Here is a 23,951-nt window from a genome sequence, read left to right on the forward strand (position 1 = left end):
AAGTAAGACCGCGCCTAAAACTCGTAAAACAAACTTCAAAATACTTACCATTGCCGTACCGTAGGGCTTGTAATCCCAATAAATGTTGAACCAAGCGGAGAGTGTTTTTTACCGGCTTCAAAAACATAACCAGCGGCAACTCCGCGCCACTCATAAATATTAACTTCAAAATCTTGATCAAGTATTCCTGTTTAACACTTTTGTGTTCACCGCGCCAACAAAAGGAGCTTGCAATTTCCCTACCCAAGACCTGTTCAGCCTGAGACGTTCAATTCTGTTTCTTTCGAACTGATGCACCAAGGCGGTAAGTGGCAAGCAGCACCCATAGGTCACCAGAGGATCCCAACGCCTTGATCTCTTTGTTTAACTGGTTATCCCCCGACCGAAAAATGCACACTGCCCCCCGTTTTTCAGATGCAGCTTTAATCCCAAAAACGCACTATCCCCAGGCCTGAGGAAATAGATGAAAAAAAACTTCTTCGAGCGCTTGCCTTCAACCGCCGCATCAGTATATTGCGCCCACTCAAGCGGGACACTGCTTGCGACGGACAGGTGGCCGAGTGGCTGAAGGCGCACGCCTGGAACGCGTGTATACGGGCAACCGTATCGAGGGTTCGAATCCCTCTCTGTCCGCCATTTTCTTCTGAAGACATCAAAACAGCTCTTTGTATGCCCGCATGTCTGAGCGGAGCTGTTGTTTCAGCTATTTCCGGTTCAAACGCGTTTCAATGAACCGATAAAAGATGATGTCCCAAGATACCGCCGAACCATCAGCTCGATCATGATGGAATAGACGATCAGCGAAACGGTCGTCGCAATAGCTGCACCGTGCATGCCAAGCCACGGAATCAGCGAAAAATTCAGAACCAAATTCAGGCCCGTGGACACCGCCTTTGCTTTGAATTCTGCGTATTCATAGCCAACCATTTTCAGCGCATCTTCCGCCCCACCCGTGCTGGCGCGCACCAGAAGCCCGAGCGCAAGGATCGGCAGCAGAGAATAGGCCGAGGTAAATTCTGCTCCGAACAGCCACAACAAGGGCCACCCCGCCACAAGAATTCCAACCGTGATTGCGAGTGTTGGCCAAAAGATCCACCGCACCGAATTGTGCACAAGTTCGCGCAAAGCAACCAGATTGTCTGTTGCTTTGAAGGACGACATTTTTTGCGCCACTGCGCTTAAGACCGAAAACTGCACAGCTGCGATTTGGGACGTGATCCGTGTTGCTGCGAAATACAGAGCAACGGTGGAACTGTCTAAGAACATCCCCAAAATGATTATGTCGCTGAAAGTCAAGCAGAGCTGGAACCCACTGGCAAGAAGCATCGGCAGTGCTGTTTTCATCCAGTGCCTGCGCTCTGTCTTCAAAGGGGCTTTCGGCAGAATTTTCGCGGTTCTATGTAGAAAAATCACCAGTTGGCCACCGGCTGATAAAAGCAATGCCAGCAGAACACAAAGCAAAGCCGTGGCCGCAGTTACAGTGTTCCCGGCAAGGACAAAAGCCAAAACCAGAACCATAATCAGAGCCTGACGCAAGACATAAGGTGGAATGTGGCCAAGACCGGTCCAGGAAAAGGAGAGCGCGTACCCCTCCATGAGCTCCTGCAAAGCCATCAGCGGCAAGCACAACAGGGCCAAGACAATGAGAGTTACATACCCCTCCGGCAGGGTTTGCTGAAATATGAAAGCCCAGGAGATGCCGATGACCGCCAAGCCAATGGAAGTGATAAGTGTCAGCGACAGGGCGTTCCAAATAAACCCCCAGGCAAGATCATACTTACCGGTGTCCCGATACTCAGCGATGAAGCGTGTGGCCGCTTCACTCAGCCCAAAGCTGGTGACCAGCCCACCGACCATGATCCAGACCCAAAAATAGGAGTAAAGACCATACTGCTCAGCGCCAAGAACCTGGGCGAGAAGAATTTGGCTGCCAAAACCAAGCCCTGCCGCGGCTATTTTCACGGCGAGCGCGGTCAGCGCGGCATAATGCAGCTCAACGGATGCTCCGATCAATCCGAAACGCTGTGAAATTAGGTTCTTCAGCTTTCGAATTCGCTTATCTCCGTTCGCCCGCAATTGGGTTACCTTTTTTGGCGTATGCGGCCAATGAGCCCGTTACAGCTGTCCCGGAGGGTTTTCGCTGCGCGCCGCGTGTTGATTATGCGATCTATGCGCTTAGCTCCTGACCGCTGGCTGGCGGTAACATAAACCGCTTCGATTGTCTTGCGCTCAAGCCAATACTTGTTCAGCAAATGATTGCCGTCAGTGCACGAATCCAGCAGCTGATAGTCCCCAGTTTCCAGAAGTTTTTCCAGCAACCAGGTATATGCAAGAATGCCCGGGCTGCATTGCGCCAGAGACTCATCGATTCCCGACCTCACGCCGAACACATGTCCTTGTGAAACCAGATTGAACAAGCCAGCTATGATGCGCCCATCCAGCCGGATTACCGATAGGAGTGCCGCGCTCGGCAAGATCTTCGGATTGAAAGCATTAAGGGCAAAATCGCGTGAACCTTTCTGGCTATTGAAAGCAGTCCCCATTTGCCCCTTCCAGCCAGACGCCTCAAGTTTCAACAACTCATCCAAAGCATCCGAGAATCCCGGATCTGACTGAGAAATGTTTTCAAACGTTACCGTGCCCTTTTCGGCCAGCTTGCGATGCGCCGCTCTTAAGTTTCTCGAGCGCTTTTTCGACCATTTCTTAGTGTAGTCAGCGTAAGAAGAAACAGGTTTTGCGACAGCACGTTCGTGGCTGTTTTCAACGTTTCGAATGATACCTTTGCCCGAAACGAGATTCTGAAGGGCAAGCCCACTCTGGGTGTCTGCCCCCAATTCACGGCAATGTAGTACATCTGGGAGATTGGGATGGCGTGCCAGAAATTCCAAGAAGCACGACCACACGGTTTCTACAGTTTCGATCGTTTCACCTGAAATTAGCGGCACGGTGTTCCCAGTCACGCAGTCCCGCCATAACTCGCAAACCGGATGAAGATACCCGTACCGGATCCCCTTCACCGAAATTGGAAATAGACCTACCAGCTTCTTGGGTCCGTCGCCTTGCCATACGAGCACAAGCTGGCAAGAGGTTTCGGGACAAAGATGTTTGGCGCTGGCCAGCAAATAAGCCGGATTATAATAGGGGGTGGGATCAACGGCCCGCTCTGCCAATCGCAGCCAATCTCCCATGAAGTGGTTGGCTTCCGACAACGGAACCAGCTCAGCATCAAATTTTTCCGGCTTGTTAAGATGGCGCTCTTCGTTTGTTAATTTTTGATTTGAATACTCTTTTTCGCCTGCAGGATTGGTAGGTTCAAAACTTCGACGCTTCTGAGTTGCCAACTCACCCATGCGAAATACCCTAAATAAAAACAGTTCTGCCCGATTTGACGTGTCCTTACACGACCGTAGATGTTGTACATCCACTTCTGGAAAAAAGTCTTAATCTGGCAATTTTACGCATGACAGAAATGCTATGGGGTGGAGCGGATGACTCCATTCCCGCGCTCGCGTCAGGTTTTCGGAAACAAGCGGCAATTTCGCTTTCCGAAGGTCTCTACTTAGGCACCAATAATCGGCTTTGAGTGTAGCTGGCTGTGTACCGGCATTGTGCTTCTTCCCGCATGCACGCCACAACTGTACGAAAACGCCAGAACTCCCTTTTTGGCTGCCGTCTAGCGGAATTGGGGCGCACGCAGAAAACAATGCCTGGCGTGCGCTCCGAATACAGCCGTTAGAAGGAATCGAACATCAACGAATTCGCCGCGAAATTCGCATAGTCCCCAGCAGACATCTCTATGGAGCCAATGATGTTGACCGCATCAGTGGAATCCAGAAGGTTATTCACGCCAAGATCATCGACATAACCGATGACCGCGCTCCCTGTTTCTAGATCCGCATCAAAATAGGAAACCAATACACTGGTGTCCGCACTCAAAGCTGCCCCATTGTTCACATTGACCGTACCGGTACCAATCGCCTCACTGAAGCTCGTCGCGCTCGTATCTGTGAAATTGATAATCTGGTGCTCTGCAGCGTCAGCGACGGCCCCCGCATCCGCAGCAACCTCCAGCACTGAGACCAATCCGCGATCGACCGCCGCACCGATATCACTGTTCGCCCCATCTCCATGAATGGTTGAGAACGACAGGGAAGCGGTGTCATCGGCATCCACATCGTCAATCGAGAACAGTATTGAATCGCCCGAACTCGCATCGACACCGACAGTAAAGCCACTTATCGCGTCACCGCCAAAGACCAACGTGCCATTTTCGACTTCGAATATACGGAGCACATCGTCGCCACTGCCAAGTGCCGCGGTGTCTGCGCCAGCTCCCAAGGATATGTCATCTCCGAAGTCTGAACCGGTCAGTCCAAGTGTGCCATCAGTTTCAAAAATTCCGACGAACATCAGGCCATCGGTAAGAGCAGATGCATCAATGCTGGTGGCAGCTCCTGAAGCTGTTGTCTCATCTGCAATCACAAAAGTTTGGGCACCGCCTGCCAACTCGATTGTTTCAAAGTTTCTGACAGCATCAAGGTCGCTTCCCCCCTTGAGTGCGTCGGCCATGATGAGCGTGTCCGTGCCATCACCGCCGTTGATCAAACCGTCGTCGGATCTAACGGCACAGGCATTATCCGCATCAAGCTTCAGCGAGTCGTTTCCGGAAGACAGAAGGACACCTCCGGCACCGCCGTTACCCAGATTTGACAGATCCACGTCGTATCTTGAGAAGTCGATGTCCCCGGCGGCCGTCAGCACGAGCGTTTTAGCTGCCCCAGTGTCTTCGAAGTTGGTCTCGTAGATGCTGTTCCACCGGTCTGCGGTACCGTTGACCCAAGTGTCTTGCGGTCCACTTCCATCAAAGACACCTAGAAACCTGACACCATCAAAGAGATCAACCGTTGTTGTGTGAGTATCATCTTCATAGATGTCCAGGTATTCGACCCCGCTGACATTGGTGAAGACATAGTGGGTATCCGCCGTGATATCAGCATCGATGATCAAGGCATCCTCGTTCCCATCACCACCCAAAATGGTGGCGGTTTCTGCTGCCTCAGCAGTCACGACGATCAAGTCGTCTCCGCCGCCTGCGTCGATGTATGCGTCGCTTGTTTGAAGTTCATCAATCAAATCGTCGCTGGCACCGAGCGTTACCGACAGGCCGGTGTGATTTGACAGTGTAATTTCCGAATAAAAACTTCCGCTTGTGTTCCCAACAAGCAAAGTCTGGCCATCGGCTTTCGTAACTGCTTCCAAGGCGCCAGAAGCGCCCTGGACTTCTATGTTTTCACCGTTGTGTTTATCCTCGATGTCGACTTCACCAATCGCATCTTCAAAAATAATGTTTTCAACGGACGTCAGATCCATATCAAGCTGGTCGGACACGTCGGATGCGTCGTTCGTCCGGACATCGTCAATTGCGAAAGTATTGAAGCCAGTAATGATGAGTGTATCGTCACCATCTCCGGCGTCGATGACACTCAAGTCTGCATTGTCGAACGTGCTGTAGATGGTGTCACCCAAGTCGGTCGCTGAATTTGTCGCGTTAACAGGAACGCCGCCAACCAAAACCTGTGAGGCTCCAGCTTCCAGCAGAATAGTGTTTCCGGTTGGGCTGGCACCGCCTCCGCCACCACCGCCTCCGCCGGCCCCGGCGTCACCATCATCGCCATCCCCGATGCCGAGTGGCGTATCAGAGTTTCCGCCAGACAAATCTGTACCCGATAGTGTCTGTGCACCTGGACGGTTCTCAAACTGGCCGTGCAAAATCCAGTGCTGATATGCGGTCATCTGCCCGGCATCTACAGCGGCCTGAACGTCGGGATTGGCGGCAAGATAGGTTGCCGAATCAAAGACATCGTCGCCTTCGCCAATTGCCGGGTAACCGAGCAACGCATCGATTGTCGGATTAGGCACACGACCTTCTGCTGCACCATACGTCAAAAAATGATGAAACGGGTTCACGCCGGCAGCGGCAACATCCGGGTTTTCCGAAAGGTAAAAGGAGGTATCAAAATGTTCGTTTGGATCGCGGCCTTCTGACCATCCAAACAGATTGTAATGTTCTTCTGCCGAGGCAACTGTTCCGGCAGCAACCGCTTCTGCAACATCTGGGTTGTTGGCCAGATAAAAGGTTTCATTGAACGCAAATGACATAATTTCCCTAACAAGGATACAGCTGCTGTGACGGGCTAATCACCATCACGACATAAGGGAACCGCACTGTTTTTGCGGCGTAATAGATCCGCCAGATATACCTAACGAATTATTAATATCAACTATTTTTAGATTAATTCAATGTATTAATCAAAACCCTCACCCGTCATTCAAATATTAACCAAAATATTGCCACAATTAACCTTAATTTCAGGAAATATAAATTCATAATAATGAAATTAAACTCAGATTGAAGACTGCTTCCACACAATTTCCACTTGATACATCAAACTCTCCCGAATATTGCACCTCACCACTCCGATATTTCAGAAGTCCAGTTGGCATCTGCGCATTAATCCAGCGCTTGTTAAATACAAAAACACTTCAATACTTCGGCTACAGCGAAGCTATGACCGCAATCATCACTGGGTTCTCCGATTTGCCCCATCTCCAATCCCTTGCTTTTTCTCCAAAACAGGCGTAATCGCCTCGGCTCCTTTCAATAAACCAAACATCGTTTGACTGACCCTGCCAGGCGGTGCGGGACGTTGAGCTGTTGCGGAACAAAGGCACCGGCATGAAACAAACCATCGGCCTCGACTTTGGAACTTCCAACACCGTTGCGATGGCCGCAACCGGTGCAAGCTCTGCCACGGCTGTCGACTTCTGCCGTGGCGAGGATACTGTGGCGTCCCTGCCCTCGGTTCTCAGCTTTTTGGACAAGGGCGCCGCCAAAGCACCGCACCCGGAAGTCGGTCCCTGGGCTATCCGCCAATTTCTGGAAAGCTTTGGTGATGTCCGCTTTATCCAGTCTCTGAAGACCTTCGCTGCAAGTTCAGCGTTTAAAGGGACCGGAATTTTTGGTGTCCCTTTCGATTTTGAAAGCCTGATGGCAACTTTTCTTGCATCCGCTATTGAACGCGCCAATCCGCAAATTGATCCAGCAAAAACCCGGCTTGTGGTCGGCCGTCCGGTTGAATTCGCCGGCCATAATCCCGATGAAACACTCGCTATGGCGCGCTACCGATCTGCCTTCCGAAAACTTGGCTATGAAGATATTTTGTTCGTCATGGAGCCAGTCGGGGCTGCGTTTTCTTATGCTCAATCACTGAAACAGGACACTACCATTCTGGTGGCGGATCTTGGCGGCGGCACTACCGATTATTCCCTCATGCGGTTTGAAACGGCAGCCGGTCACATGCAGGCACACCCGCTTGGGCGCGGCGGAATTGGCATTGCTGGAGACACGTTCGACTACCGGATCATCGATCAGGTCGTACTGCCGAAACTCGGCAAAGGGTCACAATACAAAAGCATGGGTAAAACCCTCGATATTCCGCCAAACCTTTTTTCGAATTTCGCCCGCTGGCACATGCTGTCGATCTTCAAGACGTCAGACGATTTCAAGGAGATGAAAAAGCTGCTGCGCTGGTGTTTGGAACCGGAGAAAATCGAACTCTTCATCGAGTTGGTCGAAGAAGATCAGGGGTATCCGCTTTACAAATCCGTTTCCGAAACCAAGGCAAATCTGTCATCCGAAGATGCGGCTGAATTGGTGTTTACACCCCTCGGAGCTGATTTCAGGGCCACAGTTGCCCGCAAGGATTTTGAGGACTGGATTGCCTCGGATCTAGCAAAGATGAACCGGGCGCTTGATGACACACTTGAACGCGCCAATCTGGCAGAAGCGAAAATCGACCGCGTGTTCATGACGGGCGGAACATCCTTTGTACCAGCCGTCCGCAAGATGTTTGCTGACCGGTTCGGGCAAGACCGGATTTCAGGCGGCAACGAATTAACATCCGTTGCCAACGGCCTTGCTTTGATCGGTGCGCGTGAGGATGCGGCAGATTGGGCGGTCGCGGCTTAGATTTCAGCCATAGTCTAGAAGGTCGATCTCCGCCATCAGATCCGGCTACGGTTTCCTGACACGCATCGTTGGGCTCAACCGGCATCAGCTTACCCGCAAGCCTGTCGAATTTATTGTTGCGCACCTGATGCGAACTGTCGTTGAAAGAGGACACTTGGCCTCGGATAAGACGAGGCCAAGTGCGCTGATCATCAACCGATTGCTTTACGCAAGACCGGGATACGTTTGACCAGCAGATAGTCAAGCGCCAGAACGGTCAGCAATGTGATGCCGACCAGCGGAAATGCCAACGACAAGAACAGCATGAGGATCATGGCTCCACGCCAATGCGGAAGATCCTCTGGCGTTTTCGGCGCAACAATCCGCAAGGCTGCGCCTTTGGGCCTGCGGATCCACCACATAACGACGCCGCTGATACACAGGAATATCACTGACAAGCAGGCAATCGTGTTGAGGATCAGGTTCCACAGTCCGACCAATCCCATATGAAGCGGGATACCGACTGCCATTGCCTTGGCCGCCAGCGAATAATCGGCGAACCCCACCGAAGCCAAAATCTTGCCGGTAAATTGATCCACATGAACCGTTCGATCTGAGAACGGATCTTCGGCGTCGGAACTCATCGTATCTTGATTGATCGTCCAAACGCCCGTCGTGCCTTTGGGATAGGCAATGCGGTAACGGGCATTGAACCCGATGGCTGCTGCTAGGTTCGAAATGCTATCAATGTTGACGGGCACCCCGTCCACCGTTCCGGTTACACCTTGATTTGAGCCAGAAGCCGGCATGGGCGTTTGTTCCAGCGCCCAAGGGACATCCGAGGCCGCATCATGGTTCATGGATGCGTGTGTGTCATCTGACAGCGGAACATTGTTCCACTTTTCGGCCGGAAACGTGTTCCAGGCTTGCATCAGCTTGCTGCCCCAGATCCCGGTCCAGGCCATCCCCGTGATCAGGAACAACAGTAATATGGCAGACAACCAGATCCCGATGCTGGAGTGAAGCGACCGCCAGAGTGCCCGGCCCTTCTGACGCACATCAGGAAACAGCACTTTGGAAACGCCACCACCACGCGGCCACCAGAGATAAATCCCAGTCACGATCAGAACAATCGACAGGCCAGCTGCAATTTCGAGCAAACGGTCACCCGTGACACCCAGCAGCAGATCGCTGTGAATGCTGTCGGCAAAGTCGTACCAGCCTTGCCGGCGCACCCAAGTTTCAACGACGTCTCCGGTGTAAGGATTGACTGCTACCATGGTCTGGCCGGTTTCGCCTTGAAGCCTGAAAACCGAAACGCTTTCAGCGCCCCGGCCCTTCAGCCACTCAATGACCTGGCTGCCTGGTATTTGAGCGGCGGCGGCCGACGCCTGGTCCGATACGCTCAGCACCTCGGCGTTTGCTGGGACCGGTACAGTTATCCTTTCTCCGTCGCGGCCATCGAACAGGCCGATATACATCATCATCATGCCGGTAACCGCCAAGATGATCAGGAACGGCACCACAAAGATGCCGGCGTAGAAATGCCAGCGCCAAGCTGCCAAATAGAAATGCGAATGGGATGGCGTGCTGTCCGCCGCCTGTGTGTTTTGTGTCATGAGTGTTCTCGCAAAGGCCGCAGCACAAACCTGTGGTTTGTCGGCCAGTTATTAAGTTCAAAAGGATGGATTGGACTTATGCGAGAAAAGGCGGAGCACGGGCCCCAAGACGGTTCGTGATTTTGCGCCGGATCTGCTGGGCCGTGCTGACCGGCCAGGGGAGAAGTGCGGGAACACCGATCTCTCTACCGCTTGCAATATCCGGCGCAACGAGATCAGACCCGAGAATGCTGAAAACACAGTGGTTACTAGGAGAGGTGTCTTCATTTTGATCTGCGGGAACCTCTTGACCGGTTTCGTCAAAAACAACGGTCCGAAGTCCATCCGTGGTACAGATCGTAACGGTAAACCAGCCATCACCGGTCGAAGCCGGCATGACACCTTTTGGTAGAGCCGAGACAAGCAGAAACGGCAGAAGAAGGAATGCTCCTATCAACTGCCTTAGCTGCTTTTTTGTCCGCCCGATAAATTGCACCGACCTGAGCCCCTCAACTCTATACGTACAACCCCCTATATGGTTTGGTCCGCAGTGTAAATTGTTGCTTGGTCGAAGAGTGTTCGCTCTAGAAATCGTTGTGGACGGCTGCATGACGCCAGTGGCTCAATTCTTGTCGGATTGATGCTTGATCCGGCAAAGGTGCTCCCCTAAGGTGCCGCCACCTGACGGCGTCCTGACAGGGACTGAAAGCGATTCTGGATGCGGCTGACCCAGTCCGGGGGCCAAGGCCGGAGCTGTTAAAGGCAAGTGACCCGAGCGCGGTTGATAGACCGTGCCGAAGAGATTTGTCTTTCTTTCTCCCTTTCGCAACTTGCCGTATTTATTCGCCGAAACGGCATCAAGATAGGGAAAGACCATGACCACCAGGATCGTCCTGTCCGGACTGCTAACGATATCCGCACCTACCGCTGCTTTTGCGCATGCAGGCCATATCGGTGAACTTGCGGGTCATGCCCATTGGGTTGGTATTGCAGCTCTTGCTGGTGCCGCTGCGATTGCCGGTGTCGCGGCATGGGCAGGCCGTAAGAATGGTCAGGCCGACGCCGAACAAGAGGAAGCCGCAGATCAGGATCTCGGCGAAACAGCTGAAGAAGCTGTTTGACAGCACAACTGAGTAGATTTCGTGCCGACCACCGAGATGCCACACTATGCCTATGAAACGGACCCTGCGGAAATCTACCGCCAGTCCTTCTCCATAGTACGGCAAGAAGCTGACTTGTCTCATCTGCCGGAGATGCTGCGTCCGGTCGCAGTGCGCCTGATCCATTCATGCGGCATGACCGACCTGCCGCAGGACCTGGTCTGGTCGAAAGATGTCGTGAGTGCGGCCCAAGCTGCCTTCTCAAAAGGGGCGCCGGTATTCTGCGACGTTGAGATGGTAGCGCACGGCATCATCAAAAACCGGCTGCCTGAAGCCTCCAAGGTTGTTTGCACATTGAACGATCCGTCTGTTCCGGATCTGGCAACGAAACTGAATACCACCAGGTCAGCAGCCGCGGTCGAGTTGTGGCGCGATCAGCTGGATGGCGCCATCGCCGCAATTGGCAACGCACCAACAGCGCTGTTTCATCTTCTAGAGATGGTCGCTGCAGGAGGACCAAAACCAGCTGTAGTCTTGGGGTTTCCAGTGGGATTTGTGGGCGCCGCGGAATCCAAGGATGCGCTTGCCGAAAATCCTTTCGGCATTCCGTTTCTGGCAATCAAGGGCCGCCGCGGCGGATCAGCTATGGCTGCAGCTGCTGTCAATGCGCTGGCCGCCGGACTGCCGGAGGAGGCCTGAGATGAAAGATCCGGTTTCGAAAAGGGGGCTAAAATCCGTCCCGGCAGGCAAGCCTCTGCGCTCGCGCGGATTTTTGTCTCAACCAGGCGGCCAACCATCTGGAGCAGGCAACGGCACAGAACGCAAAGAAGCCGGCAAACCCTATAAGTCCCGGGGACAACGGCAACCGGTTGTGACCGGAAATGGAACACCCGAAACCTTGGCCGCCAAAGCATCAATCCGGCGATACAAGCTGGAGGACAAATGACCACACCCTGGCTGACTTTGATCGGGCTTGGCGAGGATGGATCATTTTCGACAGCCGCCTGCACCGCGCTTGAGACTGCAGACATCATCTATGGCAGCGCACGGCATTTTGAGCTGGTGCCAGCGCTTTCAGGCGAAAAACGCCTGTGGCCGTCGCCCTTTTCCAAAGTGTTTGACGATCTGGCGGCGCTGAAAGGCCAGTCCGTCGCCGTGCTCGCAACCGGCGATCCGCAGTGGTATGGCATCGGTTCCAGCCTGGCGCGGTATTTTCCTTCAGAAGAAATGGTCGTCTTTCCGGCCCCTTCCGCGTTTCAGCTTGCGGCCGCGCGGCTTGGCTGGGCAGTTCAGGAGACGGAATGCCTCTCCATCCATGGCCGCCCTGTCGACCTGCTGCGTTCACTGCTTTATCCAGGCGCCCGGCTTCTGGTCCTGACCAGCAACGGCAAAGCACCAGCCCAAGTCGGCAAAATCCTCGCTGGCGAAGGCTATTCCAAAAGCAGATTGACGGTTCTTGAACATCTCGGCGGCGACAAAGAACGCATCATATTCAAGACTGCGGACGCTTGGACGGAGGAGGTTGCTGATTTTCACACTCTTGCTGTTGAAGTGATCGCCGATCCCGATACCAAGGTCCATTCCCGTGTTCCGGGTCTTGCCGACGACATGTTCCGTCATGACGGCAAAATGACCAAACAAGAAGTCCGTTCGGTCACACTCGCCGCCCTCAAGCCTTATCCCGGCGCCCTTCTTTGGGATGTTGGGGCAGGTTGCGGCTCGGTTGCCATTGAATGGCTGCGCGCGGCTAATCGGACAAAGGCGATTGGGCTGGAACCCTATGCCGACCGCCGCCAGATGGCGGCGGAAAATGCGGTTGCCCTCGGCGTCCCTCATTTGGACCTCCGCAATGCAAATGCACCGGATGGATTGCGGGATCTTCCAGAACCCGATGCGATTTTTATCGGCGGTGGCCTGACGGCCGATGGCATGATTGAAACGTGCCTTGAGGCCCTGAAGGCCGCTGGCACGCTCGTTGCCAATGCTGTGACCTTGGAAAGCGAAGCAGTTCTCTTGGATGCTTATCGGCAGCACGGCGGCGATCTAAAACGTCTGTCCGTCCAGCGCGCGAGTGCAGTAGGCGGCCTCACCGGCTGGCGCCCGGCCATGCCGGTGACCCAATGGAGTTTTACAAAATCATGAGCGGCAAGCTCTTTGGTATTGGTCTCGGCCCGGGCGATCCGGAACTGATGACCTTGAAGGCGCACCGGCTGATCTCCTCAGCCAAGGTGGTCGCCTATCCGGCCCCAGATTCCGGCGATAGTTTTGCCCGCTCGATCGCGGCGGCTGCAATCCCTGAAAGTGCTCGAGAAATCCCGATTGTTGTGCCAATGCGCGTGGACCGGTTCCCGGCACAAGAAATCTATGATCGGGCCGCAAAAGAAATTGGCACGGTCCTTGAGGCCGGCGACGATGTCGTCGTGTTGTGTGAAGGCGACCCGTTTTTCTTCGGCTCCTTCATGTACCTATTCGAGCGCCTGTCGGGCCGTTTTGACTGCGAAGTGGTGCCGGGCGTCACGTCCATGACAACCTGCGCGGCTCAATTGATGCGGCCGCTAACATCACGCAATGATGTGCTGACGGTCATTCCGGGCCCGCTGCCCGACGTCGATATCCGCGCCAAAATCAACGAAGCGCAGGCGATCGCCATCATGAAGGTTGGCCGGCACTTGGCGCGCTTGAAGGCCCTTCTTGATGAGATGGGCCTTCTGGAACGGGCCGGGTACGTCGAACGGGCCAGCTTGCCGGAACAAAAGGTTCACCGCCTGATTGACCTCAATGCGGAAACCGCCCCCTATTTCTCTATGATCCTCATTTACAAGGGAGACGAAGCGTGGACGCTTCCCCCATCCTTCTCGTCTTGAACCAGGCAGGCCTCGACACGGCCGAGGACATCGCCAAACGGTTTTCGACCGCACGCATCCACGGCCTCGCTGGCCGTGTCCCGACAGCCGACACGCAGTTCAATGAAACCATTGAACACCTTCAGATGCTGTTTAAGGCTGGCCATCCGATCATTGGATTTTGTGCCAGCGGCATTCTGATCCGGGCGCTGGCGCCGGTCTTGTCGGATAAGCGTAACGAGCCGCCTGTTGTTGCGGTTTCCGAAGACGGGTCCAGCATTGTCCCGCTTCTCGGCGGTCATCGCGGTGCCAACGAATTGGCCCGTCTACTCGCAAAAGGCCTTGGCGGGCATGCGGCGATCACGACGGCCGGTGACACTGCACTTGGTATTGCGCTCGATGCTCCGCCAAAGGGATGGAAACTCGCCAATCCGGACGATGCAAAACCGGTGATGGCCGAACTCCTCTCCGGTGCAGCCGTTCAGATCCTTGGTCAGGCAGACTGGCTGAAACAGGACAAGCTGACGATTTCGGAAGATGCGGATCTCACTTTGCTCGCGACCGATGAGCCGGTGGACGGCTCACCAACACGGCTGGTATATCACCCGCAGCGCTATGTCGTTGGGGTCGGCTGCGCCAGGGGCTGCGATCCGCAGGAACTGATTGATCTCGTTGATACACATCTGGCGATCCACAGCATTGCCAAGGGCGCAATTGCCTGCGTTGCGACCATTGATTTGAAGGCCGACGAAGCGGCGATGAATGCGCTCGCTGCCCATCTCGGCGCGCCTCTCCGGCTTTTCTCGGCGGAACAGCTGGAACTGGAAACACCGCGGCTGAAAAACCCGTCGGAAGTTGTCTATTCAGAAGTCCGTTGCCACGGCGTTGCCGAAGGGGCCGCCCTCGCCTCTGTCGGCCCTGATGGCCGCCTGGCGGTCGAAAAACAAAAAACCGCCAATGCCACCTGCGCCATCACCCGCGCTCTCGAGCCAATCGACGCGCTGTCCGTCGGCCGGCCGCGCGGGCATCTGTCGGTTATCGGCATTGGGCCCGGCAAGGACGACTGGCGTACGCCTCAGGCAACTAAGCTTCTGGCCGAGGCCACGGATGTTGTCGGCTATTCGCTCTATCTCGACATTGTGTCCGCCCATATCACCGGCAAAACACACCATAATTTTCCTCTTGGCGCGGAAGAAGACCGCGTTCGCTTTGCACTGGAGGAAGCTGGCAAGGGCAAAAACGTCGCGCTGATTTCGTCCGGAGATGCCGGCATCTACGCCATGGGCGCGCTCGTCTATGAACTACTGGACCGGGATGGTGACAATGGCGGCGTGACAGATGCGGCCAAACGGGTCAGCGTCACCAATGCGCCGGGAATTTCAGCTTTGCAGGCCTGTTCAGCTCAGATTGGAGCGCCGCTCGGCCATGATTTCTGTGCGATTTCTCTTTCCGATCTCCTGACGCCTTGGGACTCCATTGAAAAACGGCTGAACGCTGCGGCGGAAGGCGATTTTGTCATCGCCTTCTACAATCCCGTCTCGAAGCGCCGGCGGACGCAGTTGGCAGCCGCCAAGGAAATTCTCCTAAAACACCGGCCGGCCGACACTCCGGTGGTGCTCGGCATCAATCTCGGCCGCCCGGAAGAAACATTGCGGGTGCTGACCTTGTCAGAGTTGGAGGTCGATGATGTCGACATGCTGACCACCGTAATGGTCGGCTCGTCCAATTCCAAAGCGGTTACACGTGGCGACGGCAAACCTTTTGTCTATACACCGCGCGGCTACGCCAAACGCATCGACGCCCCCAAAGGCCAAAAAACGGAAAACAACAAATGACCGTACACTTCATTGGCGCCGGTCCCGGCGATCCGGATCTGATCACCGTTCGAGGTTTGAAGCTGATCCAATCCTGTCCGGTCTGTCTATATGCCGGCTCCCTGGTGCCGGAGCAGATCGTTGCGGCCGCTCCCGAGGGCGCAAGGGTGATCGACACCGCCCCGATGACTCTAGATGAGATCATCGCGGAAATTGAAACGGCCCACGCAAATGGTCAGGACATTGCGCGCGTTCACTCCGGCGACCCGTCCATCTATGGCGCAACAGCCGAACAAATGCGGCGGTTGGATGCGCTCGGCATCGATTACGATATTACGCCTGGTGTTCCAGCGTTTGCTGCAGCTGCTGCTGCTCTAAAAACCGAGCTGACCGTGCCGGAAGTCGCCCAGACTATCATTGTCACGCGCACGGCGATGCAGTCCTCGGCCATGCCGAACAACGAGGACCTGGATACGCTCGGCAAAAGTGGGGCTACTTTGGCTATTCACTTGTCGATCCGGAACTTGCGTGAAGTCGAACGGCAATTGACTCCACACTACGGTGCTGACTGCCCGGTTATCGTGGCTTACCGGGTCGGCTGGCCGGATGAATTCTTCATTCACGGCACGCTTTCAACCATCGCGGAAAAGGTCCGGGCTTCCAAAATCACCCGCACCGCACTGATCTTTGTTGGTCACGCCCTAAAACCAGGCGAGGACTTCCGCGACAGCGCCCTTTATGACGCAGATCATGTCCATGTTTTAAGGCCGAAGAAAAAGGCGAAGGGTTAGCGCAAAGCTGTTCGGGCTCCTGGCACTTAGCAGCTGGAAAGGTGTTTTCAGCTGCGCCGGTACTGGTTCACCGGACCAAGGGCAATAATATGCGCGAAAGACCCCATGACATTCCCGGCGCGCAGCCCCATGTCGGCCAGGTCCTGGCCTTCTGCATCCTTGGCTGCAAAGAGCCGGTCGGCATCACCTTCGCGGACAATACTGGCGTAGTGAAATTCATGTGCCGACAATGGCGTATCCCAAGGAACGCCGGCTAACGGCTTTAGGCAACGATACCCCAAATGCCGTTTGCGCGCCTGAAAGCTTGTCTCCAGCGGCAACAAGCCCAGCATCTCATGACGTTGGCCACCCACATCGATCAAGCTGTCGCCAAGCGCCATATAGCCGCCGCACTCACCGTAAATCAGTGCGCCTTTATTGGCAGCAGACCGCATCCCGGACTTAAATGACTGAGCATTTGCCAACTGGCCCGCATGTAGCTCGGGATAGCCGCCCGGCAAATAGACAGCGTCAGCTCCAGTCTCTGGCCCCTCATCTGCCAACGGCGAAAAGAAGGAGATCTCCGCTCCGCTCCGGCGCCAGTGGTCCAGCAAATGCAAATAGGAAAACGCGAAGGCAACATCCTCTGCAACGGCAATCCGCTGGCCGAGAGGAGTTGGAAGTTGAACGCTTGATGACTTCTGATCGAGGTCGATGTCCCCTGCCAGGTCCTTCACTGCTGCCAGATCCACATTCTTGAAACAAATGTCTGCGGCCGTCTCAAGAAACGCTTCCAACTCAGGATGTTCTACCGCCTGAACAAGACCGAGATGGCGTTCGGGCAATACCAGTTTTTCCGTACGCGGCAATGCCCCAAGGACCTTGATGTCGAGACCAGCCAATGCCTTACGCAACATTTGTTCGTGCCGAGCACTGCCGACGCGGTTTAGAATGACGCCCCTAACCGAGATATCGGACCGGAAGGTTTGAAATCCGCTGACAAGCGCTGCCACCGACTGGGCTTGTTTTGCGCAATCGACCACCAGAATGACCGGCACGTTCAGGCTTTTCGCCAGATCAGCGGCCGATCCCACACCGCTGGCTGCACCGTCAAAGAGCCCCATCGCTCCTTCGACAATCAACAAGTCATGGCCGCTGACATGTCCTTTTGCCAAAGCTTGAAGCGATCGGACCTCCATCGCCCACGCATCCAGATTGATACAGGGACGGCCGCTTGCAGCTTCATGGAATTTAGGATCGATATAGTCCGGTCCGGATTTTGCCGAGACCACAGATTGTCCGGCGTTCTTCAAAGCCCGTAGCAGCGCGAGCGTCACTGTCGTTTTACCAGCGCCGGATGACGGTGCCGCGATCAACAGGCCTTTTGTGTTTGGCAAAGGCTGTTCAACCGGCATCGGACTGACGGGACTTGGAGCGCAGTCCGAGCGGATCGGATTGAAGAACCTTGCCGGACATGGCTCCGAGCCAATCGAGGCCGGACCTGAGCCGCACCACCTCACCAACACAAACGATAGCCGGGGGGTTTAGTCCTGCTTCGGCGACATCCTGAGCGCATCTGCCCAGCGTTGTTTCAAGAACGTCTTGGGTATCCAAAGATCCGTTGCACACGATACACACAGGCTCATCCAAAGACCGTCCTCCGGCAATCAGTTTGCCGGCAATCGTTTCCAGGTGTTTCATCGCCATATACATGACAATGACTTGCGATCCCTTGGCAATTCCGTCCCAGTTGATGGCATCCGGAGCAAGGCCCAGCTGATCGTGGCCGGTTAGGAAGGTGACCGCCTGATTGCAATCTCTGTGCGTGGCTGGAATACCGGCATAGGCAAGGCCGCCGATCCCCGCCGTAATGCCCGGTATAATCCGGAACGGAACCCCCGCTTCAACCAAACCAAGCGCTTCTTCACCGCCCCGGCCAAACACAAAGGGATCGCCACCTTTCAGACGCAGAACCCGTTTTCCGGCCCGGGCGTACTCAATGAGTTTGAGGGTAATGTCGCGTTGATTGGGGCTCGGTTTTCCGCCGCGTTTGCCCGCATAATCGAGCACAGCGTCTTGTTTCGCCCATTCGAGGATACTCTTGTCTACAAGTGCATCATAAACAACCACATCAGCCTGGCGCAGCCCGTTGACCGCATGCAGCGTCAAAAGGCCTGGATCGCCCGGCCCTGCTCCGGCAAGCCAGACCCATCCGGCTTCGAATTCGGGCAAAGACTGAGCGAACAAGGTCATTTGGGGATCATCGTGCATTACTTCTGTTTATCGTTTTGCCCTGCGAGCGCCAAGCCTTTCCCGGTATAAAGCTATGCGAAAACGACATTTCATTTCTTGCGCTACGCACCTTGTGCAAAGTTCAGGTATAGAACATCCATGAACGAACCTGAGGGAAAAGAACTGCGGCGGGGCTGGACCACAGGCGCCTGTGCAACAGCGGCCGCAAAAGCGGCCTATCAAGCGCTTCTGACGGGAAGTTTTCCAGAGATCATCGAGATCACTTTGCCCCGAAATGGGACCGCCGATTTTGTTCTGACCCACCACGGTCTTTCGCAGGGTGAAGCCTTTGCCACAGTAACAAAGGATGCCGGTGACGATCCCGATGTTACTCACGGCGCGGAGATCACATCGACAGTGCGCCTCATGCCGAAGGGCGCCGGGATCTCTTTCAAGGCCGGACAAGGGGTCGGCACAGTAACCCGCCCCGGCCTGCCGATTCTCCCCGGCGAACCGGCCATCAATCCGGTCCCCCGTCAAATGCTGCAAACCGCGATCAGCGAGATCGGCGATACATTCGGTGGTTCTGGCGACGTCGAAATCGAAGTGTCAATCAAGGGCGGCGAACAACTCGCACAAAAAACCATGAACCCGCGTCTTGGCATAGTCGGTGGACTGTCCGTGCTCGGAACAACCGGCATCGTACGGCCCTTCTCTTGCGCCGCATGGATCGCCTCAATCCACCGCGGCATTGATGTCGCCCGGGCAACCAGTCTGGACCATGTGGTCGGGGCAACGGGCGCAATGTCCGAAAAAGCCGTTCAAACCCGCTATCAGCTTGAGGACGGTGCCTATCTGGACATGGGTGATTTTGCCGGCGGACTGTTGAAATATCTCAGAAGCCATCCGGTTCCAAAACTCACAATGGCAGGCGGCTTTGCCAAATTCACCAAGCTTGCCCAAGGGGCCCTGGATTTGCACTCCGCCCGCAGTTCCGTGGACTTTGAGTTTCTTCAAAGCCTTTTGGCTGAAGCTGGAGCTGCTTCCGGTCTGATTGAGCGTACGGCCGAAGCAAACACGGCCAAGGAGGTTCTAGACTTTTCAGCAGACAGAGGCATTGACCTGAGCCCCTATCTGGCGCGGCGGGCCAAACAGGCCATCAAGACCATTTTGCGGGACGCCCCCATCGCGGTCGAAGTCTTCATTGTCGACCGTCAGGGCAACATTCTCGGAGAGTGCGGTTTTGACGACTGACAATCCGCACATCCTGCTGCTTGCCGGAACACATGAGGCCCGGCTTTTGGCTAAACAATTGCCGGAACGCTTTCCCGGTGTGCGCCTGACCGCTTCTTTTGCGGGTGTTGTCAAAGACTTGCAGGAGCTCGACATCGCAAAACGAGTGGGTGGTTTTGGCGGCACAGAAGGACTGAAGGCCTTTGTTAAGGCTGAAAATGTCACGGTAATTGTGGATGCCACCCATCCCTTCGCGGCGCAAATAAGCCGGAATGCCGTAAGCGCGGCAACAGGTCTTGGTATTCCAGTAATCCGGCTTGAGCGGCCGGCATGGTGCGCCGGTCCCGGTGACCAATGGCAAACCGTTTCAACAATAGAGGAAGCGGCGAAAGCACTTCCTGCCGGTGCCCGGGCCTTTCTTGCTGTCGGGCGCAAGGAAGTGTCGGCGTTCTATCATCGCACCGACATATTTGGTCTGGCGCGCATGATTGAACCGCCCGAAAACCCTTTGCCGCATGGCTGGTCCTTACTTTTATCACGCCCACCACAGGATACTGACGAGGAGGTTGCGCTCTTCAAACATCATAACATCAGTCATGTTGTGACGAAAAACAGCGGCGGGACACGCGCCTTTGCTAAGATAAAAGCCGCCCGGCGCCTTCAGCTGCCGGTCATCATCATTGAACGGCCTAAGCTACCGGACACGGAAACGGCAGCAGATGTTCCGGAGACGCTGGATAGATTAGCGAACTTCGTCGACAACTGATTTCTCAACTGCAAATTTTTAGACGAAGAATTTGATAGAGAAATCTTGGCCCGCCGAGGACATAACGGCCAAAAAAGTGCCGTGGTTCCCGTAAAAACTAATAGAGCGTTTCCGCTCAAAAATCCGCTTTTTCATTCAGCACGGTCACCGGTGCTGGGCAAATTAGGCTACTTAAGTTTGTTTGAGAAGATCGTGTATTACCTTTCGGAATCTTGTGCTGGATTTGGCTCTGCAAAGAGTCCTGGGTTCCGTCTTTTCTGGTCCTAAAAGGTAAAGTCATTTTGGTCATATTGTCATGTCACAGGAATGAATTTGCTATCAAAAATTCGGACTTCATACTTGGGTTCCACGCCATCTCATATTAACCTAACTCCCGATTAGGGCTCAGGATTACTCCCTGCGGCAGTTTTCCTCTTGCGCAAGTCCGCTAGTCCTTCTTTTATGATTGTAGCTTCTAATAATCTCTACTTGTTCAAGTGTCTTTACAGGCCATTGTATGATCAATCGTTTTGCGAACAATCCAAAGACAACTCGAAACATCATCTTTGCAGCATTGTTCCTGGTAATGCCTCTGTTTCTTTCCGATGCTTCGGCTAAAGAGCGAATTTGCCTTAGAGGCGTCAACATCGCAGGCGCCGAATTCGGCGGTTATGAAGGCGAATACGGCAAGGCGTATATCTATCCCTCAGATGCCACGTTGGCATGGGCGGCCTCAAAAAAGATGACGGCGATCCGGCTTCCCTTTCGTTGGGAGCGGCTCCAGCCCGAGCTTTTTGGCCCATTTGATCAAGCGGAATTGTCCCGGTTACATGATACCGTTTCACGCGCCACTGAACTTGGATTATCTGTAGTCCTAGACCCCCACAATTTTGCCGAATACCGGGGTATCAAACTGGGCAAGGGTAACTTCACGGCCGGAGCCTTCGCTGATTTCTGGCAGAAACTCGCACCTGAGTTTTCAGACGACACCCATGTCATATATCTCTTGATGAACGAACCGGTCGGCGTAACGGCCACCACCTGGTTTGATGCGGCTCAGGCAGCGATCAATGCTATAAGGCGTACAGGTGCAGACAATCTGATACTAGTCCCGGGAACAATCTGGACCGGGGCATCTCACTGGTTCGAGGATCAACCGGGCGGCTCAAATGCCGAACTGTTCAAAGACATTTCAGATCCGATGGACAATTTCGCCTTCGAAATCCATCAGTATCTCGATGTCGATTTTTCCGGGACAAACGCGACTTGTCCGCGCACCGGGGACGCCATTTCTGCTTTAAAAGACGTGACCGATTGGATGCGCCTTCATGGATTTCAGGGATATCTTGGTGAATTTGGCGGTACAAGTTCGCCAGATTGCCTAGAAGGCATCTCGGAAGTGGCCGCGTTCATCAACAAAGAGGACGCAATCTGGTTGGGTTGGGCAGCTTGGGCCGCCGGTGACTGGTGGGGCAGTTATCCCTTGTCGCTTCAACCCAACAATGGCGTCGATAAACCACAGATGGACGTGCTTGAAGCCTATATTCCAACAACGAATGGCACGGCACCCGTGTGCGGAACTCCCGCCAACTAAGGTTTAGTCTTGCTGGCATTACGGTGTCCAAGATGATTACCCAAATTCACGGTCGCAAAGGTATCGAAACTCGGTCTCCACGATCCCGCGGATAAACACGCATAGCCAGAAACAGGCTATCTGCACGTCTTCCGCTAGAGGTCGTTTTTGCTGTTGCCTTGCAACTTTGGCAGCGCGACAAAGTCCAAATGTCCGACCATCATGGACAGTCTTTTTTCTGAAATTTGCTGGCTGCGAAGTTTCAGCCATCTATCCACCTCAGCCGGATTAAGGCCTTGTTTGCAGCCAACACGAGCCCAGCCGGACAGAAACTCTTTCAAGAAATTAGCGGCACCGGGCTCAATCTGCCAATCGGAAGCACCTTCTTTGACAAGATACCCTTTCGCGGTGAAGAGGTCGATTGCGCGCCGAGCTGCCTGCGGGCCCAGCGCCGGACCAAATCCCTTGTCGGTTTGCTGGTCTTTGTTCAAGGCCTCCCGCAGTGACTCATCCAGGGGGTTAGCCGGTTCAAATGTTGCCCGGCCATCATAAGTGAGGCTGGCTAAAAAGGGCTTTCCGGCACTTGTCACAGCATCGACCAAACGTTGCAAAAAACCTTCGGACGCCAAATCCAAAAAAGCCGATGTGGTGACGGCATCCACTTCGGAAAGCGGAAGCAGATCCAAACCTTCTGCTAAATCCACCTCCAAAGTTACGAGATTGGCAGGCGTTTTGTTATACCTGCGCGTGGCAGCAATGGTCAGAAGTTCAGCGTCATAATCGGCCAAAGTCCAGCTGATGACCGGGACGCCCCCGCGTGACAAGGCCGCAACTGTGGATCCGGCACCGCTTGCCAAATCGAGGACCTTCAAATCACGATCAGGAAGAGCAGCAAAAAATGCCGCTTCAACCTGTTTGTTGCGGGCGGCAAGATCCAAAGGTTCACGCAGCGCTAGCCACTCAGCTGAAAACCCACTCATGACCGCACCTTTTCAACGACAGTTTCAAATACGGTCACCGCGTCCTCCCAGGTCGGCAAGGATTGGGCCGCGAGGTGTGCCTCTTGAGCCAGTTTCTGCCGCGCTTCTGGATCTATGAGCAGCCGCTCTAAGGCGGCCTTGAGCGCCGGCACATCCTCGACACCACAAAAAAGCGCACCGCCGCCGGAAAGTGTGTCTTCTACCGCCCCCGCACCACTGCCGATCACAGGCAGGCCATGCGCAATTGCCTCGGTGTAAGCCATTCCGTAGCCCTCATAACGGCTGGCGAGCACGAACACATCCGCCGCTTGATAGAAGTCAGACAGCCGGTCATAGGGGACAGCTCCATGGAAGGTTAGACGGTCGGCCAGCTCCAGATCATCTGCCTGTGCATTGAGCGCTAAGACACACTCCGGGTCAGCTTCCAAGCCACCGATGATATCGAGATGCCAATCATGCTCTTTAAGGCCAGCTAAGGCGGAAAACAGAAGATCGTAGCCCTTACGCTGTGTCACCGTGCCAATGGACAGCAACCGCACCGTTTTTGACGGCGCGCGATCTATTGCCTTTGGCCGCTCGGTTCCAGGAAGTGCCACGCTGATTTTCTCGGCTGGAACGTCAAACAGATCTTGCAGCTGATCAGCGGTGGCCGGGCTGGTAACGATAATATGCTGGGCTTGGCGCAAGGCTGCGGCTTCACTGGCTTTTAGGTTTTGGGCCCCGTCTTCCGTAAGGCCATTTTCCTTACACAGCGGATGGTGGACCAGCGCCACGATGGTCAAACTTTCTGCGAGCCGTTGAGCAACATCGCCCAGTACACCAAAGGCAAGTCCATCGATAATCACCACACTCTTGTTGGGCAAAGAGGCTAATGAGCCCTCGGCAGACTGGAGTGTTTCTACGTTCGGGAAAGGAAATCCAGGACCAAGTGAAACCGGATGAACATCCCACCCATCTGATCTGAGGCCCGCAAGGATCTGGCGGTCATACCCATACCCGCCGGTCAATGTGTTGAGATCACCGGGATAAGCAAAATAAAATGCCGGCAAGACCAT

General features: G+C 54.6%; 20 protein-coding genes and 1 tRNA gene. 12 read left to right on the top strand and 9 right to left on the bottom strand.

Features of this window, described 5'->3' with window-relative positions; translation table 11 throughout:
• The first annotated feature begins 546 nt into the window (after window positions 1–546).
• Window positions 547–636: transfer RNA gene (locus FJ695_RS00970), tRNA-Ser, on the top strand.
• A gap of 78 nt (window positions 637–714) precedes the next feature.
• Here FJ695_RS00970 and FJ695_RS00975 read toward each other — a convergent pair.
• From FJ695_RS00975 to FJ695_RS00985, 3 genes are all read right to left on the bottom strand, one after another.
• Entirely contained in the window at window positions 715–2,076 is a 1,362-nt protein-coding gene (locus FJ695_RS00975) for a lipopolysaccharide biosynthesis protein (protein ID WP_141183702.1), read from the bottom strand.
• 5 nt (window positions 2,077–2,081) lie between these two features.
• A complete protein-coding gene (locus tag FJ695_RS00980; protein ID WP_141183703.1) occupies window positions 2,082–3,350 on the bottom strand; it encodes a GNAT family N-acetyltransferase in 1,269 nt (422 codons plus the stop codon).
• Window positions 3,351–3,732: 382 nt separating this feature from the next.
• Entirely contained in the window at window positions 3,733–6,159 is a 2,427-nt protein-coding gene (locus FJ695_RS00985) for a hypothetical protein (RefSeq protein WP_141183704.1), read from the bottom strand.
• A gap of 577 nt (window positions 6,160–6,736) precedes the next feature.
• On the opposite strand from FJ695_RS00985, the gene FJ695_RS00990 reads away from it, so the two are divergent.
• A complete protein-coding gene (locus FJ695_RS00990) occupies window positions 6,737–8,029 on the top strand; it encodes an Hsp70 family protein (RefSeq protein ID WP_141183705.1) in 1,293 nt (430 codons plus the stop codon).
• Between the two features lie 191 nt (window positions 8,030–8,220).
• On the opposite strand, the gene FJ695_RS00995 is transcribed toward FJ695_RS00990, so the two are convergent.
• On the bottom strand, window positions 8,221–9,627 hold the full coding sequence (locus FJ695_RS00995) for a PepSY domain-containing protein (protein WP_141183706.1): 1,407 nt from the start codon (window positions 9,625–9,627) through the stop codon (window positions 8,221–8,223).
• Window positions 9,628–9,703: 76 nt separating this feature from the next.
• Window positions 9,704–10,003, bottom strand: coding sequence for a hypothetical protein (locus FJ695_RS01000; protein ID WP_141183707.1), 300 nt, complete (start codon window positions 10,001–10,003; stop codon window positions 9,704–9,706).
• A gap of 478 nt (window positions 10,004–10,481) precedes the next feature.
• On the opposite strand from FJ695_RS01000, the gene FJ695_RS01005 reads away from it, so the two are divergent.
• From FJ695_RS01005 to cobM, 7 genes are read left to right on the top strand one after another with little or no spacing between them, the layout of a single operon-like run.
• On the top strand, window positions 10,482–10,727 hold the full coding sequence (locus FJ695_RS01005) for a DUF6732 family protein (protein ID WP_141183708.1): 246 nt from the start codon (window positions 10,482–10,484) through the stop codon (window positions 10,725–10,727).
• Window positions 10,728–10,763: 36 nt separating this feature from the next.
• Window positions 10,764–11,405: a precorrin-8X methylmutase gene (locus FJ695_RS01010; RefSeq protein ID WP_141188512.1), complete on the top strand. Its 642-nt coding sequence runs from the start codon at window positions 10,764–10,766 to the stop codon at window positions 11,403–11,405.
• 1 nt (window position 11,406) lies between these two features.
• Window positions 11,407–11,652: a hypothetical protein gene (locus tag FJ695_RS01015; RefSeq protein WP_141183709.1), complete on the top strand. Its 246-nt coding sequence runs from the start codon at window positions 11,407–11,409 to the stop codon at window positions 11,650–11,652.
• Window positions 11,649–12,848 (top strand): precorrin-6y C5,15-methyltransferase (decarboxylating) subunit CbiE, encoded by a 1,200-nt coding sequence (gene cbiE, locus FJ695_RS01020; protein ID WP_141183710.1) that lies wholly within the window; start codon window positions 11,649–11,651, stop codon window positions 12,846–12,848. Before FJ695_RS01015 ends, cbiE begins: the two co-directional genes overlap by 4 nt.
• Window positions 12,845–13,570 (top strand): precorrin-2 C(20)-methyltransferase, encoded by a 726-nt coding sequence (gene cobI / locus FJ695_RS01025; RefSeq protein WP_209011051.1) that lies wholly within the window; start codon window positions 12,845–12,847, stop codon window positions 13,568–13,570. Before cbiE ends, cobI begins: the two co-directional genes overlap by 4 nt.
• Complete coding sequence (cobJ, locus tag FJ695_RS01030) at window positions 13,540–15,384, top strand: precorrin-3B C(17)-methyltransferase (protein ID WP_141183712.1); 1,845 nt, start codon at window positions 13,540–13,542, stop codon at window positions 15,382–15,384. The genes cobI and cobJ overlap by 31 nt, the downstream gene beginning before the upstream one ends.
• Window positions 15,381–16,154: a precorrin-4 C(11)-methyltransferase gene (gene cobM, locus FJ695_RS01035; RefSeq protein WP_141183713.1), complete on the top strand. Its 774-nt coding sequence runs from the start codon at window positions 15,381–15,383 to the stop codon at window positions 16,152–16,154. Before cobJ ends, cobM begins: the two co-directional genes overlap by 4 nt.
• A gap of 47 nt (window positions 16,155–16,201) precedes the next feature.
• Here the strand turns inward: cobM and FJ695_RS01040 are convergent, their stop codons facing one another.
• Both FJ695_RS01040 and cobA read right to left on the bottom strand, forming a co-directional pair.
• Complete coding sequence (locus tag FJ695_RS01040) at window positions 16,202–17,548, bottom strand: cobyrinate a,c-diamide synthase (protein ID WP_141183714.1); 1,347 nt, start codon at window positions 17,546–17,548, stop codon at window positions 16,202–16,204.
• Complete coding sequence (gene cobA, locus FJ695_RS01045; RefSeq protein ID WP_371708948.1) at window positions 17,538–18,386, bottom strand: uroporphyrinogen-III C-methyltransferase; 849 nt, start codon at window positions 18,384–18,386, stop codon at window positions 17,538–17,540. Before cobA ends, FJ695_RS01040 begins: the two co-directional genes overlap by 11 nt.
• Before the next feature lie 138 nt (window positions 18,387–18,524).
• Here cobA and FJ695_RS01050 point away from each other — a divergent pair, with 138 nt between their 5' ends.
• The 3 genes from FJ695_RS01050 to FJ695_RS01060 all read left to right on the top strand — a co-directional run bounded on the left by FJ695_RS01050 (window position 18,525) and on the right by FJ695_RS01060 (window position 21,937).
• Complete coding sequence (locus FJ695_RS01050; RefSeq protein WP_141183716.1) at window positions 18,525–19,619, top strand: cobalt-precorrin-5B (C(1))-methyltransferase; 1,095 nt, start codon at window positions 18,525–18,527, stop codon at window positions 19,617–19,619.
• The gene (locus tag FJ695_RS01055) at window positions 19,609–20,364 is read left to right on the top strand and encodes a cobalt-precorrin-6A reductase (RefSeq protein WP_141183717.1); all 756 of its coding nucleotides are present in this window, start codon (window positions 19,609–19,611) and stop codon (window positions 20,362–20,364) included. Before FJ695_RS01050 ends, FJ695_RS01055 begins: the two co-directional genes overlap by 11 nt.
• Window positions 20,365–20,860: 496 nt before the next feature.
• Complete coding sequence (locus FJ695_RS01060) at window positions 20,861–21,937, top strand: glycoside hydrolase family 5 protein (protein WP_141183718.1); 1,077 nt, start codon at window positions 20,861–20,863, stop codon at window positions 21,935–21,937.
• A 134-nt stretch (window positions 21,938–22,071) separates the two neighbouring features.
• Here FJ695_RS01060 and FJ695_RS01065 read toward each other — a convergent pair whose 3' ends face one another.
• Together FJ695_RS01065 and FJ695_RS01070 are read right to left on the bottom strand one after the other, a co-directional pair.
• Window positions 22,072–22,896 (bottom strand): class I SAM-dependent methyltransferase, encoded by an 825-nt coding sequence (locus FJ695_RS01065; RefSeq protein WP_141183719.1) that lies wholly within the window; start codon window positions 22,894–22,896, stop codon window positions 22,072–22,074.
• Entirely contained in the window at window positions 22,893–23,951 is a 1,059-nt protein-coding gene (locus tag FJ695_RS01070) for a glycosyltransferase family 4 protein (protein ID WP_141183720.1), read from the bottom strand. Before FJ695_RS01070 ends, FJ695_RS01065 begins: the two co-directional genes overlap by 4 nt.

The sequence above is a fragment of the Labrenzia sp. PHM005 genome (genome assembly GCF_006517275.1).
GTDB lineage: Bacteria > Pseudomonadota > Alphaproteobacteria > Rhizobiales > Stappiaceae > Roseibium.